This window comes from Rahnella woolbedingensis, from assembly GCF_003602095.1.
Taxonomy (GTDB): Bacteria; Pseudomonadota; Gammaproteobacteria; order Enterobacterales; family Enterobacteriaceae; genus Rahnella; species Rahnella woolbedingensis.
In genome coordinates this window covers 1-14,166 of record NZ_RAHH01000023.1, presented here as the reverse complement: position 1 = coordinate 14,166, position 14,166 = coordinate 1, and the positions used below count along the sequence as shown (strand labels likewise).

Below are 14,166 nucleotides of genomic sequence, written 5' to 3'. Positions count from 1 at the left end.
GCAGTCCGGCTTTAAGATTCAGGTTCCGCTTTTTTCCCGGCCAGCATGGCTAAGAAATCATATTTCTGCTGCAGCTCTTTCTCTGCTGCGGCATACAACATTTCTGCCACTTCCGGTTGCTGGGAATTGAGGCGACGGAAGCGCTGCTCATTGTTAAGCGTATCCGTCAGACCGCTGGAAGGCGGCCTTGAATCCAGCGCCAGCGCCGGTTTGCCTTCTTCCACACGACGTGGATCGAAGCGGTACAGCGGCCAGAAACCGGTGGTGGTCAGCTGTTTCATCTGGTCGTGACTGAGCGCCAGGTCGTAACCGTGTTCTTCGCACGGGCTGTACGCGATAATCAGCGACGGCCCAGGATACGCTTCGGCTTCCTGAATGGCTTTGACCGTCTGGTTCAGCTGCGCACCCAACGAAATCTGCGCCACATACACATGACCGTACATCATCATGCTGACACCCAGATCCTTGCGCGATTTCCGTTTACCCTGTTCGGCAAATTTCGTCACCGCGCCCAGCGGCGTTGCTTTCGACTGCTGGCCGCCGGTGTTGGAATAACACTGCGTATCGAGCACCAGCACGTTGACGTTTTCCGTCAGGCTCAGCACGTGATCCAGCCCGCCGAAACCGATGTCATACGCCCAGCCGTCACCGCCAATCAACCAGATGGATTTATCCACCAGATAATCAGCGTCTGTGGCCAGCTGGCATGCGTCCGGCGTGTCGATGTCAGCCAGAATTTTACGCAGCGCCGTGACATGTTCACGTTTCACTTCCGGCGTGGAGGTTTCATCGCGCAGACCTCCTAACAGGTCGGCGGGAATATGTTCTTCCAGCGACGCGATTAAACGCAGCACGCGGCGGCGATGCTGATCGACAGTCAGACGGAAACCCAGCCCGAACTCGGCGTTATCTTCAAACAGCGAGTTTGCCCAGGCCGGACCGCGGCCATCGGCGTTGGTGGTGTACGGCGTTGAAGGCAGATTACCCCCATAAATCGACGAACAACCGGTGGCGTTGGCAATCAGCAAACGGTCGCCGTACAGCTGGGTCAGCAGCTTGATGTAAGGCGTTTCGCCACAGCCGGAACAGGCACCGGAATATTCAAACAGCGGGGTGATCAGCTGAGACGTGCGGATATCGATGCGTTCCAGCGTGGTTTTATCGATTTCAGGCAGTTTGAGGAAGAAGTCGTAATTCTCGCGTTCTTCTTCCAGATGCTCAATGCGGTCGGCCATGTTAATGGCTTTGATGGACGGATCCTGACGGTCTTTCGCCGGACAGACTTCCACGCACAAATTACAGCCGGTGCAGTCTTCCGGCGCGACCTGCAACACGTATTTCTGGCCGCGCATGTCGCGGGATTTCACATCCAGCGATTGCAGGGCAGACGGCGCGTCTTCCATAAACTCCGGCTGAACCACTTTGGCGCGGATCGCCGAATGCGGACAGGCCGCAACGCAGTGGTTGCACTGGGTACACAAATCCGGCTTCCAGATCGGCACCTCTTCGGCAATGTTGCGTTTTTCCCATTGCGTGGTGCCGGTTGGCCAGGTGCCGTCCGGCGGGAAGGCGGAAACCGGCAGCGCATCGCCAAGACCGGCCAGCATGGTGGCGGTAACGGTTTTGACGAAATCCGGCGCGGCGTCGGAAACAATTGGCGGGCGTTTACGCGGATTTTCCGGAATCGCCTGTAACGGCACAGAAATCAGCTCTTCCAGCGTGGCGGCCAGCGCCATCCAGTTGCGGGTGACGATCTCTTCGCCTTTGCTGCTGTAACTGCGCGCAATCGCGCCCTGCAATTCGGCCAGCGCCTGTTCACCCGGCAGGATCTGCGTCAGGTGGAAGAACGCCATCTGCATGACGGTATTAATGCGCGCGCCCAGTTTGCATTCGCGGGCGATTTTGGCGGCGTTGATGACATAGAAACGGGCTTCGCGCTGGATAAGCGTCGCCTGAACTTCCAGCGGTAAACGCGCCCAGACTTCACCGGCGCTGAACGGCGTATTGAGCAGGAAAATACCGCCCGGACGCAGGCGTTCTGCCATCTGATACAAATCGATAAACTGCCACTGATGGCAGGCGACAAAATGCGCCTGACTCACCAGATAAGCGGATTTGATTGGCTTTTCGCTGACACGCAGATGCGACACCGTCAGACCACCGGCCTTTTTGGAGTCGTAAACGAAATAACCCTGCGCATACATCGGCGTGCTGTTACCGATAATCTTGATGTTGTTCTTGGTGGCAGAAACAGAACCGTCGCTGCCCAGCCCATAGAACAGGGCTTCGAGCGAGGCGTGCTGCGGTAAATCTTCTTCCACCACCGGCAGCGAAAGGCCGGTTACGTCGTCATAAATGCCGACGGTGAAACGCGGACGTGGCTGGCTGAGCGACAGTTCGCGGAATATCGACATCACGCAGTCAGGACCGAATTCTTTCGAGGATAACCCGTAACGCCCGCCGGTCACTTTCGGCAGCGAATCGCGTTCGCCACGGGAATAGGCTTCCGCCAGCGCGGTCATGACGTCGAGGTATAACGGCTCGGCCAGCGCGCCCGGTTCTTTGGTGCGATCGAGTACCGCAATGCTTTTCACCGTTTGTGGCAGCACGGACAACATATGTTCCGCGCTGAACGGACGGTACAAACGCACTTTCAGCACGCCGACTTTCTCGCCGCGCGCATTCAGAGTTTCAATCACTTCTTCTGCGGTGCCGATCCCCGAACCCATCAGCACGATCACGCGTTCTGCCTGCGGGTCGCCGACATATTCGAACGGCTTATATTCGCGGCCGGTGAGGGCAGCAAACGCATTCATGGCGTCGATAACGTGCTGGCAGGTGGCGTTGTAATAAGGATTGGTGGCTTCGCGCGACTGGAAATAGGTATCCGGATTTGCAGAAGTCCCGCGGATCACCGGATGGTCCGGCGAAAGTGCGCGGGCGCGGTGCGCGTCAATCTGCGCCTGCGGCAGCATCTGCTGGAGCGTGTCATCGCTGAGCGGGGCAATTTTATTGATTTCGTGCGAGGTGCGGAAACCGTCAAAGAAATGGATAAACGGCACGCGACTGTTGAGGCTGGCGACCTGAGAAATCAGCGCGAAATCCTGCGCTTCCTGCACGCTGGCGGCAGAGAGCAGGGCGCAGCCGGTCTGGCGTACGGCCATCACATCGGAATGATCGCCAAAAATCGACAGCGCGTGGGTGGCCACGGTGCGTGCCGCGACGTGCAAGACGAACGGCGTCAGTTCACCGGCCAGTTTGTACAGCGTCGGGATCATCAGTAACAGACCCTGCGACGAGGTAAACGAGGTCGATAACGCACCGGTCTGCAATGCGCCGTGGACGGTCGAAATCGCGCCAGCTTCGGATTGCATTTCCATTACCGTCGGAACGTCGCCCCAGAGATTTTGCTTCCCTTCGCCTGACCAGGCACCGGCAATTTCGGCCATGGTGGAACTGGGCGTGATCGGGTAGATGGCAATGACTTCGTTGGTGCGATAAGCCACGGAAGCGACTGCGTTATTACCGTCAGTGGTGATCATGGAATACCCTTTTGCGTTGCTCACAATAGCGGCCAGCAGAAAATTCGTTTTGCTGGCAAGAATGTTAAAAGCTTAGCAGAGGGCGGATTAATCGATTTATCCTGATTGTGTGCAGGGATTTTTCGCCTGATTTTTGAAGTGGTTACTCAATAACCAATGGCTTCAGGATTATTATTAGCCGCTGGCTGAAAACACCACTTCAGCAACGGCGAAATAGAGGTGTGAGTAAATGAAACAGCAGGTCATTAATATCGCTGACGCTCAATCCCGATTAAGCCACCCAACGCACCGGCGAGGGCAATTCTCAGGAGAAAATCTGTCAGCATAAAAAGGCTCCTTGTTGATTATATTTTCCAGTGTATGTAGACGGAAAAGAGGTTAATAACCGTTAATTTTATTAGCCAAAGAAATAACCGGGCGAAATAAAATGTGTCTGAGTGTTTAAATACACAATTATTTTAGGAAAAAGTTGATGTTATTTCTCAACAGGGCTCGACGGCGATGAAAAACGTCGGATATGATGGCGATTCGAAAAAATTCCCCGTCATATTCAGGAGCAGGACAGATGATCACTGCGTTTCGCGTGTTACTGGCCGCGGGTGTGCTGGTGTTAGCCGCATGCAGCAGCCACGATGATTCGGCTGATGTTGTGCAAAAAGGCAACAGCGTTAATGTCGGACAACGCACCGCTAATATGGACAGCCCGGCTTATGCAGCCTGTTCCATGGCGGGAGGCCAGTTACGCATGGCACCGCAACTTGATGGCAGCCGTGTCGGCATGTGTTCGATGGCTAATGGCCGCCAGTGCTCTGAAGGCGCACTGATGCAGGGACTGTGTAAAGCCTGATAAAACGCCAAACTGATGTTTGGCGTTTTTGCATTCACGCTGCTACAGACTTGCTGCAACAGACATGCAACTACATGCGGTCTTTCTGACGATATACCAGCTGATGTTTTCCCTGCGTCAGGGTCAGCTTGCGTTCCTGTAAGGTCACGGCTGCGCCGTTATTGAGAACGTCGCTCAGCACGTGATCCCATTTATTCAGATTTTCATCAGTACACAGCATCATGGTGGACGCCAGACCTTTCACGGTCAGTACGTTGTTTTGCAACTGGCCCTGACCCATGAAGTTGTTACACATTTTGCCGGAAACATGCATGTTGGAACCGAATTCGATTTCCGGAATACGCCCCTGTGCGGCAGGAACCGTCTGACCATCAACACTCAGCAATTCAAAGCGATGATGTTGCAGGTCGTTTTGTTTCACGGTGGTGTTCTGATTCATGCTGCAGGCACCCAGAGTCATCGCGGCGGCCAGAATAAACAGTGACTTCTTCATCTTCTCTCCTGAGAAATATTCCTTTCACACTCGCCATGCCGATACATTCGACTGACTTATGCAGTTTTTGTTGGCGTATTATAGCGTGAATAGGTCAGGGTTTTAAACCTTCCTGTATTCCCCCCGTCATCTTCCCATCATAAAAGCGTCATTTTAGCCCGATAGGTTATGCCCATCACGAGTCAGAGAGACATCGCCGGCATGAGCTATTTATCACTTCATCACATCCGAAAATCCTGGGGCAATAAAATAGCGCTTAACGACATCAGCTTTGATGTGCAAGAGGGCGATTTCATTGCGTTGCTGGGGCCTTCCGGCTGCGGGAAATCCACCATGCTGCGCACGATTGCCGGACTCGAATCCGCTGACAGTGGCGCGATTTATTTTCAGCAGTCAGACGTCACCGCGCTCACGCCGTCACAGCGCAAGCTTTCTATGGTGTTCCAGTCTTACGCACTGTTTCCGCATATGAACGTTCGTGAAAACCTGTTATTCGGGCTGCGGGCGCGCGGTGAGGATAAACGGCATTTTGCCGCGCGGTTACATGAGGTGAGCAAGCTGATGGAGCTGGAACCGTTGCTCGACCGGCTTCCGGCACAACTTTCCGGCGGACAGCAGCAGCGCGTGGCGCTGGGACGGGCGGTGATTGCTAACAACAAGCTGTGCCTGATGGATGAACCGCTTTCCAATCTTGACGCCAAACTGCGCCAGAGCATGCGTCGTGAAATCCGCGCGATTCAGAAGAAGCTCGGCCTGACGATGGTGTACGTCACCCACGATCAGACCGAAGCGATGAGCATGGCTGACAAAATCATTCTGCTCAACGACGGGTGTATCGAACAGCACGACACGCCGGACAATCTCTACAACAACCCGACCAGCATTTTTACCGCGCAATTTATTGGTGCGCCTCCCATGAATATTCTGCCGCTCGAGCGCCGGGGTCATCACCATTATCTGGCCACTATGTCCCTGCCGGTGGTGGAAAATTTCCACGAAGACGCCATCAGTCTGGGGCTGCGCGCAGAAGATATTCAGCTGATTGCCGTCGAAACTGCCAGCCTGACCGCACGGGTGATAAGCCATGAATACATGGGCGCAGACACGCTGATCGCCTGCGCCTTAGCCGGGTACGCGCAACCGCTGACGGTCAAAGTAGCCGGAATGAAACGCTACGCCGAAGGCCAGTCCGTCGGACTGCAATGGGCCACGGGCGCGCAATATTTTTTCTTCACCGCGGACGGAAAACGCTGCTACCAGGCGGAACAAGCCTGTCTGCCTTCAGATAACCGCGTCGCTGTGTAGCACTTATTTTTGAGTCACTTTTATTCTTACAAAGCCTATTGCCGAAGGGAACATCATGTCTATTGCGCACCGTTTCTCACGTCTGACCGCAGCGATGCTTTTAATTACCGGAACCTCAGCCTTTGCGGCGGATCCGGTGAAATTGCAAATGTATTACCCGATCGCCGTCGGTGGGAAAATCAGCCATACCGTGGATACGCTGGTGGAAGATTTCCAGAAAACACATCCGGATATTAGCATTCAGCCGGTATATACCGGGGATTACGCGACGACCGTGACCAAAGCGCTGACCGCCTTCCGTGGCGGTAATGCGCCGCAAATTGCGGTGATCGGCGACATTGAAGCCTATTCACTGATCGACGCGGGCGCGATTTTGCCGGTCAGCGATCTGGCGAATGATGCTGACGGCAAACAGTGGATCGACGGTTTTTATCCGGCCTTTATCCGCCATATTCAGGACAAGGTCTGGGGCATTCCATTCCAGCGTTCAACCGTGGTGATGTACTGGAATAAACAGGCGTTTGAGAAAGCCGGGCTGAAAGGGGATACACCGCCGGCTAACTGGCAGCAAGTGGTGGATTTCGGCAAGAAACTGGTGGTGCGTGACGGTAACGAAGTCAAGCAATGGGGTATCGAAATTCCTTCCACGCCAAACGGTTACTGGAATTTTCAGGGGATTGCCGCGACCAACGGCAGCCATCTGGATAACGGCAAAGGCACGGCGGTCACGTTCGATACGCCAGCCAACGTCGAAACGCTGCAATGGCTGACGGATTTGTCACAGAAAGAGGGAGTGTCACCAAAAGGCACCATTGCCTGGGGTACCACGCCGCAGGACTTTATCGACGGTAAAACGGCGATGATGGTGACCACCACCGGCAACCTGACAACCGTGCGGGAGAACGCCAAATTCCCGTTCGGCGTGGCGATGCTGCCGGAGAAAACCCAGCGCGGCAGCCCGACCGGCGGCGGCAACCTGTACGTTTTCAAAAATACCACGCCTGAACAGCAGAAAGCCGCTATGGAATTTATCCGCTGGGTTTCCGCACCTGAGCAGGCCGCACGCTGGAGTATCGCGACGGGTTATGTCGCCACATCGCCAGCCGCGTGGGAAACCCCGGTCATGCAGGATTATGTGAAACAGGTGCCGCAGGCGCTGGTGGCGCGTGAGCAACTGAAATATTCACAGCCGGAGTTGTCGACGTATAACAGCGTGCAGATCCAAGAGCTGCTGAATCACGCCATCGAAGCCGCTGTGACGCAGGCCAAAACGCCGGCAGACGCGCTGAGTTCTGCGCAGAAACAGGCCGACCGCCTGCTGAAACCTTACCAGTAAGGACCGGCATGAGCACATTGCACACCGTTGCACCGGCCGCCCGCACACGCGGGCTGTCTTTACAGCTTTATGGCTATCTTCTGCTGTTGCCCGCGCTCTGTTTTTTACTGCTGTTCACCCACTATCCGGCGCTGGCGACAGTATGGGAAAGCCTGTTCAGCGCCGCGCGCAGCGGGCATGCCCCGCAGTTTGTCGGACTGGATAATTACCGCGCGCTGCTCGACGACGACATCTTCATGCTGTCACTGCGCAATAACCTGATTTATGCCGTGATCACCATTCCGCTGTCGGTGGTACTGGCGCTGCTGATGGCGCTGGCGGTGAATCGTCGTCTGCGCGGTAATGCCATCACCCGTGCGGCGTTTTTCATTCCCTCGCTGCTGCCGATGGTGGCGATTGCCAATCTGTGGCTGTTTTTTTACACGCCGCAACTCGGGTTGCTCAACAAACTGCTGGCGCTGTTTTCGCTGCCTGCGGTCAACTGGCTCGGTGAACCCGGCACGGCGCTTTACAGCCTGATGGCCGTTTCCGTCTGGCGTGAGGCCGGTTTTTTCATGATCTTTTATCTGGCGGCATTGCAGCAAATCGATCCGCGACTGGCCGAAGCGGCTGAAATAGAAGGGGCGTCAAAGCGCTATTTCTTCATTCGCGTGCAATGGCCGTTACTGATGCCGACCACGCTGTTTATCCTGATTAATGCCTCGATGAATGCTTTCCGGATTGTCGATCAGGTCATTGCCATGACTAACGGCGGCCCGAATAACAGCACCAGTTTGTTGCTGTTTTACATCTACCGGACGGCGTTCAGTTACTGGGATTTACCGGCTGCTTCAGCCATGACCGTGGTATTGCTGGTGATCCTCGCCGCTGTCGCGCTGATCAAATTTAATCTGCTGGATAAAAGGGCGCACTATCAGTGAAACGTTTCTCTTTCAGCCGCAGCCTGCTCAACCTCGCCATCTGGCTGGCCGCCTTAGTGTGGTTTTTGCCGGTGCTGGTGGCGGTCTGGGTATCCCTTCATCCGGCCTCCGCGCAGGGCAGTTTTTCGCTGTTTGCGCCGCTGACTTTGCAGAATTTTATCAATGCCTGGAACGCGGCACCTTTTGCCCGTTACTTTCTCAATACCACTTTGCTGGTGCTGATGATTGTGGTGTGCCAGCTGATTCTGGCAACGCTGGCGGCGTATGCGCTGGTGCGGTTTAAACTGAAAGCAGGTGGATTTATCTTCGCGCTGATCTTGCTGCAACTGATGATAAGCCCCGACGTTCTGATCCTGAACAACTACAAAACCATCGGCGCTCTGGGGCTGCGCGATACGCTGGCAGGCATTGCGCTGCCCTATTTTGCCTCAGCCTTTGCCATCTTCCTCTTGCGCCAGACGTTTAAAAGTATCCCGCTGGTGCTGGAAGAAGCCGCGATTGTGGAAGGGGCCAGCCGGCTGTATATCTTACGTAAAATCTACATCCCGCTGGCTAAACCGATTTACGTCGCCTTTGCGCTGGTTTCCATCAGTTTCCACTGGAACGATTTCCTCTGGCCGCTGGTCATCACCGATTCAGTAAAAGTGCGGCCAGTTACCGTCGGGCTTCAGCTGTTTTCAGCGCCGGAGCAGGGCGTGCAATGGGCGCTGATCAGCGCTGCGACACTGATGACCGTACTGCCATTACTGGTGCTGTTTCTTATCTTTCAGCGTCAGTTCGTTCAATCTTTTATGCGGGCAGGGATCCGATAAGCACCTGACAGGAGAATATGATGACCGTCACGACTTCATCCCCTTTGTTATCCGAACGACAGGCGCTGGCGCTGGGCAATGTCAGTTCACTGTATCAGCCGCCGGAACTACATGATGCGCTGGTGAATGGCGCACGTTTGCGGTTCGGGCTGATTGCGGATCCGCAATATGCGGATGCCGAACCTCATAAAATCCGTTATTACCGCAACAGCCTGAATAAACTGGCGACCGCCATCCATGAGCTGAATGATTTAAAACTCGATTTTGTCGTCACATTGGGTGACCTGGTGGACAGAGACTGGACAAGTTTTCAGGCGGTACTGAACCGTTATGAAGCCTTGCGTCATCCGCATGCGGTGCTGATCGGCAACCATGACGCACAGGTAATTTCTGATCATCTCGGCGCGCAGAAACCGGCGATTGGCCTGCCGAAAAGTTATTATTCGTTCAGCCTGCCGGGTTATCGTTTTCTGGTCATCGATGGCAACGACGTCAGCCTGTATTGCAATCATGCCAACGGTGATGACCGCCAGCTGGCTGAATATATGCTGGAAGAACTGACCGAATGCCAGCAGTCGCAGGCGCAGCCGTGGAACGGTGCGGTCGGGCGCAAACAGCTGGAATGGATTGAACAGAATCTGCGCGAAGCCCGTGAGCAGCGCGAAGTGGTGCTGGTTTTCGGACATTACCCGCTGACGCCGGTAAACAGCCATAACCTGTGGAACTGCGAGACGCTGGTCGAATTGCTTTGTCGCTATGACGTGCGCGCCTATTTTGCCGGTCACGACCATCGCGGCGGTTACGACCGTGTCGGAAATACCGATTTTATTACGCTGAAAGGGATGGTGGACGGCGAAAGCAGCCTGCCGTTTTCGTCGGTGACGCTGGCCGATGACGTACTGACCGTTACCGGCTACGGGACGGAGATCAGCAGGGTGTTGAGCCGCTGAGCCCAATGTTCCAAAAGAAAAAGGCTCACCGCGGTGAGCCTTAACATTCCGGCGTTTATGGCCGGATCAGAGCAGGTTAGGGCAATGCTCGCCTTTCGCCAGCTGATCAATATTCATCAGCGTGGTTTCAGAAATGCTGGTCAGCGCATCGCTGGTCAGGAAAGCCTGATGGCCGGTGAACAACACGTTATGGCATGAAGACAGACGGCGGAACACGTCGTCGAGGATCACTTCATTGGAGTTATCTTCGAAGAACAGATCGCGTTCGTTTTCGTAAACATCCATCCCCAGCGCGCCAATCTTTTGTTTTTTCAGCGCATCTATGGCGGCGGTGGCATCCAGCAATGCGCCACGGCTGGTGTTGACGATCATCACACCGTCTTTCATTTTGGCGAACGCACCGGCATTGAGCATATGGTGGTTATCCGGCGTCAGCGGGCAGTGCAGCGAGATCACGTCAGATTCGGCATATAAGGTATCCAGATCGACATATTCTGCGCCGAGTTCCAGCGCCAGCGGGCTCGGGTACGGATCGTACGCCAGAATACGCATACCGAAACCTTTCAGGATCCGCATGGCGGCCACGCCAATTTTGCCGGTACCGATGATTCCGGCGGTACGCTGGTACATATTAAAGCCGATCAGCCCTTCGAGAGAGAAGTTAGCTTCACGGGTACGTTGATACGCGCGATGAATGTGACGGTTCAGACACATCATCATTCCTACGGCATGTTCAGCGACCGCTTCCGGTGAGTAGGCGGGTACGCGTACCACTGAAATACCCAGCTCTTTCGCTGCTTCCAGATCGACATTATTAAAACCCGCGCAGCGCAGGGCCAGGGTTTTAATACCGAGCGACGCCAGTTCCTGCAGAACTTCACGACAGCCATCGTCGTTAACAAAAAGACAAACTGCGTCAGAACCTATCGCTGTTTTCGCCGTTTGCGGGGTAAGCAGAAAATCGAAAAACTCCAGTTCATAGCCATAATGCTGATTGACCAGTTCCAGATATTTCCGGTCATAATTTTTAGTACTGTAGACAGCCACTTTCATGGTGTTTCTCCGCGGTGAGTTTGAATCTCTGGCGAAACCGTTTCCGGCTGTTTTATAAGGACTTAGCCCTTTTGGAAACAATTCGCAATATGCCACCAAACTAGCAGAGCGCGGCAGCGCAGACAATTTATCCTGTGCTATTTGTTACGCGGCAGATGGCATTCCTGCCATCAGTTGTTACGCTAATTATGATATCTTGCGGGCGGTTAGCACATTTAGTGAAGCATAAGACAAGGCAAGTCATGAGGAACGGACTGAAGAAAAGCGCGCAGATACTCCTGAGTATAGTGGTGATTGTCGCATTACTGATGTGGGTGCTATGGAAAACTGTGCCGCGCTGGCTGCCCGTTGTGGCGGGTCACTGGCTTCCCGCAGGGACTCAACTGACGCTCAAAGGCGCGCCGCGCTGGGCTGACGGCATGTTGCAAATACCGGGCGTGACCTATGCCGCCGGAGACTGCCAGCTGGCGACCGCGCGCAATGCCCGCCTGAGTCGCCATGACTCGCGCTGGGTGCTGAAGCTGGATGCGCTCAGCGTCGATACTGCCTGTCTGGCGAAAATGCCCAAAAGCGACAGTCAGCAGACGCTTTCGCTGGCCGGTATTCAGCAGATTTTGCCGCCCGGCGATGTCAGCATCGATCATCTTTCCGTCACGCCCTGGCAGCGCTATGCCGGTAAATTGCAGATGAGTAATGCAGACGGCGCACAGCACCTTTCATTTAATGGCGAATCACTGAAACTCGACGCGGTGCTTGACGGTAACCGCCAGCTGGCGATCCACTCTTTCAGTCTGACGCCTCCGGGCAGTGACCAGCCGGTCACGCTGAGCGGTAAGCTGCTGCTGCCCGCAACGTTCGACACCCTTCCTGAATCCGGCGAACTGCACGCCGAAATGCAAACCGCGCAGGTGCCCAATCCGCTGGATATTCAGCTCAGCTGGCAGGCAACCGAAGGCGTGCTGACGCTGGCAGAAAAAGACAGCCAGCAGCCGTTGCTGATGCTGCCGTGGAAACTGAGCAACAACGATTTACAGATCACACAGGGGCAGTGGCGGTGGCCGTATGGCACGCAACCGCTGACCGGTGGCGTGAATCTGACGCTCAGCGACTGGACGCCGACGTTCGACCAAACCAATATCACGGCGCGTCTGAACGTGCTGACGCAGGGGCACAATGGCAAGGCAAACGTGGTGCTGACGATGGGGCCGGGGCGCGTCGGGTTGCTCGACAGTCATCTCGATTTCCGTCTCACCGGGCAGGCCAACCTCCAGAGCACCTCGCTCAGTGCTTCGCTTCCCGGCCAGCTCAGCGGCTCGGTTCTGAATCCGACACTTTCACTTCACAGCGGTTCACTGTTGCGTGCATGGGGCAAACCGACGCCTGAACTGACCATCAGCGACGCGCGCTGGCCGCTGGCGGGCGTAAAAGTGTCGGCAGAAGGCGTCAGCGGACCCCTTCAGGCCATTCTTAAAGCGCGGCATAGCTTCTGGGGCGCGTTTGATTTACACCTCAGCGGCAAAGCGCTGGCGTTCTGGCCTGATATCGGAAAGTGGAATTTCAACTACTGGGGCAACGGTCATTTGCCGCCGCTGAACGGGCGCTGGGATATGTCCGGGAAAGGCCAGTGGCATGACAATCTCATCAGCATTAATTCTCTTTCCACCGGTTTTGACCGGCTGCATTACGGCCTGGTGGATGTCGAAGCACCGCGCCTGACGCTGGAACATCCGCTGATGTGGAAACGTCCGCCGTCTTCACATTTTAAACCTCAGTATCCTGATTTACCGACCGAATTTAAGGGCGACGTTAAGCTGGTAGCGAAGAAAATTGCGCTGGCAAACGGCGGATACCTGCCACCTGCTACGCTGGTCTTACAGCTCAGCGGTGACAGCCCGAATCGTTTCACGATGCGCGGAATGCTCGATGCCAAACCGATTGGCCCGATCCGACTCAATGGCCGCTGGGACGGCGAACGGTTACGCGGTGAAGGCTGGTGGCCAAAACAGCGACTGACCGCATTCCAGACATTGCTGACGCCAGATTTGAACATCAAACTGCGCGAAGGCACATTCTATGCGCAGTCGGCGTTCTCGGCGGCGCGCGAGCAGGGATTTGTGGCGGGTGGCCACTGGGTCGTGAAAAACGGCGGCTTGTGGATGAAAGACGGTGACCTGAGCGGGCTGGATTTCAGTCTGCCTTATCGCCTGCAGGATCAGGTCTGGCAACTGGGTGTAAAAAAACCGGTGACGCTGCGTATCGGCGAAGTGAATAATCTGGTCAAAATGCAGAACGTGACCGCCGATTTGCAGGGACATTATCCCTGGAGTGAACAGACGCCGCTGACGTTGAGCAATCTGGGCGTGGACGTTCTGCGCGGGCGTCTGAGTCTTTCGGCGCTGAGAATGCCGCAACATGATGCCGCGGTGCTTAAACTCGAAAAAATCAATCTCAGCGAACTTTTCACCGCACTCAAACCGAAACAACTGGCGATGTCAGGCGTGATTTATGGCGAGCTGCCGCTGTACGTAGATAATCCGCAGTGGATTATTCATAACGGCTGGATCAAAAACGACGGCGGCCTGACGCTGCGCCTCGACCCGCAATTTGCGGATGCGATGGCCAGCGGAAACTTTGCCAATGGCATGGTGATTGGTCTGCTGCGATATCTGGAAATCAGCCGTTCTGATGCACAGGTGAGCCTGGATAATCTCGGCGTGCTGACCATGAAAGCCAGAGTTGACGGGGTGAATTACACCGATACGACCCACGGCGGTGACAAAGAAAAACGTGAAATCGTGCTCAATTATTCCCACGAGGAAAATGTCTATCAGCTTTGGCGCAGTTTGCGCTTTGGCGACAATCTTCAGGAATGGCTGCAACAGCAGATGTCTTTGCCTGCGAAGGCGCT

Annotated in this window: 10 protein-coding genes; 7 read left to right on the top strand and 3 right to left on the bottom strand. The window is 55.1% G+C overall.

Translation table 11 applies throughout. From position 1 onward, the window contains the following. Positions 1–11: 11 nt before the first annotated feature. Positions 12–3,542: a pyruvate:ferredoxin (flavodoxin) oxidoreductase gene (gene nifJ / locus D6C13_RS18080; RefSeq protein ID WP_120134088.1), complete on the bottom strand. Its 3,531-nt coding sequence runs from the start codon at positions 3,540–3,542 to the stop codon at positions 12–14. A gap of 565 nt (positions 3,543–4,107) precedes the next feature. Between nifJ and D6C13_RS18070 the strand changes: the two genes are divergently transcribed. Next, a complete protein-coding gene (locus D6C13_RS18070; protein ID WP_120134087.1) occupies positions 4,108–4,389 on the top strand; it encodes a putative hemolysin in 282 nt (93 codons plus the stop codon). Between the two features lie 70 nt (positions 4,390–4,459). Here D6C13_RS18070 and hslJ read toward each other — a convergent pair whose 3' ends face one another. Next, positions 4,460–4,882 carry a heat shock protein HslJ gene (gene hslJ, locus D6C13_RS18065; protein ID WP_120134086.1) on the bottom strand — a complete coding sequence of 141 codons (423 nt, stop codon included), beginning with the start codon at positions 4,880–4,882 and terminating at the stop codon, positions 4,460–4,462. A 201-nt stretch (positions 4,883–5,083) separates the two neighbouring features. Between hslJ and D6C13_RS18060 the strand changes: the two genes are divergently transcribed. Genes D6C13_RS18060 through D6C13_RS18040 form a run of 5 tightly spaced genes read left to right on the top strand, consistent with a single transcriptional unit; the run spans position 5,084 to position 10,205 of the window. Further along, positions 5,084–6,187, top strand: coding sequence for an ABC transporter ATP-binding protein (locus tag D6C13_RS18060; RefSeq protein ID WP_120134085.1), 1,104 nt, complete (start codon positions 5,084–5,086; stop codon positions 6,185–6,187). A 55-nt stretch (positions 6,188–6,242) separates the two neighbouring features. After that, the gene (locus D6C13_RS18055; RefSeq protein ID WP_120134084.1) at positions 6,243–7,523 is read left to right on the top strand and encodes an ABC transporter substrate-binding protein; all 1,281 of its coding nucleotides are present in this window, start codon (positions 6,243–6,245) and stop codon (positions 7,521–7,523) included. Between the two features lie 8 nt (positions 7,524–7,531). Then, a complete protein-coding gene (locus D6C13_RS18050; RefSeq protein WP_120134083.1) occupies positions 7,532–8,443 on the top strand; it encodes a carbohydrate ABC transporter permease in 912 nt (303 codons plus the stop codon). Continuing rightward, positions 8,440–9,255 carry a carbohydrate ABC transporter permease gene (locus tag D6C13_RS18045; protein ID WP_120134082.1) on the top strand — a complete coding sequence of 272 codons (816 nt, stop codon included), beginning with the start codon at positions 8,440–8,442 and terminating at the stop codon, positions 9,253–9,255. The genes D6C13_RS18050 and D6C13_RS18045 overlap by 4 nt, the downstream gene beginning before the upstream one ends. 20 nt (positions 9,256–9,275) lie before the next feature. Next, a complete protein-coding gene (locus D6C13_RS18040) occupies positions 9,276–10,205 on the top strand; it encodes a metallophosphoesterase (RefSeq protein ID WP_120134081.1) in 930 nt (309 codons plus the stop codon). A gap of 66 nt (positions 10,206–10,271) precedes the next feature. Here D6C13_RS18040 and D6C13_RS18035 read toward each other — a convergent pair whose 3' ends face one another. Beyond that, positions 10,272–11,258 (bottom strand): 2-hydroxyacid dehydrogenase, encoded by a 987-nt coding sequence (locus tag D6C13_RS18035; RefSeq protein ID WP_120134080.1) that lies wholly within the window; start codon positions 11,256–11,258, stop codon positions 10,272–10,274. 242 nt (positions 11,259–11,500) lie between these two features. Between D6C13_RS18035 and D6C13_RS18030 the strand changes: the two genes are divergently transcribed. After that, positions 11,501–14,166 (top strand): YdbH family protein (locus tag D6C13_RS18030; RefSeq protein ID WP_120134079.1); only part of this gene is annotated, 2,666 nt, incomplete at its 3' end.

Coding starts and splice junctions, on each gene's coding strand:
- nifJ (WP_120134088.1), bottom strand. CDS start 3,542: ATGATCACCACTGACGGTAATAACGCAGTCGCTTCCGTGGCTTATCGC.
- D6C13_RS18070 (WP_120134087.1), top strand. CDS start 4,108: ATGATCACTGCGTTTCGCGTGTTACTGGCCGCGGGTGTGCTGGTGTTA.
- hslJ (WP_120134086.1), bottom strand. CDS start 4,882: ATGAAGAAGTCACTGTTTATTCTGGCCGCCGCGATGACTCTGGGTGCC.
- D6C13_RS18060 (WP_120134085.1), top strand. CDS start 5,084: ATGAGCTATTTATCACTTCATCACATCCGAAAATCCTGGGGCAATAAA.
- D6C13_RS18055 (WP_120134084.1), top strand. CDS start 6,243: ATGTCTATTGCGCACCGTTTCTCACGTCTGACCGCAGCGATGCTTTTA.
- D6C13_RS18050 (WP_120134083.1), top strand. CDS start 7,532: ATGAGCACATTGCACACCGTTGCACCGGCCGCCCGCACACGCGGGCTG.
- D6C13_RS18040 (WP_120134081.1), top strand. CDS start 9,276: ATGACCGTCACGACTTCATCCCCTTTGTTATCCGAACGACAGGCGCTG.
- D6C13_RS18035 (WP_120134080.1), bottom strand. CDS start 11,258: ATGAAAGTGGCTGTCTACAGTACTAAAAATTATGACCGGAAATATCTG.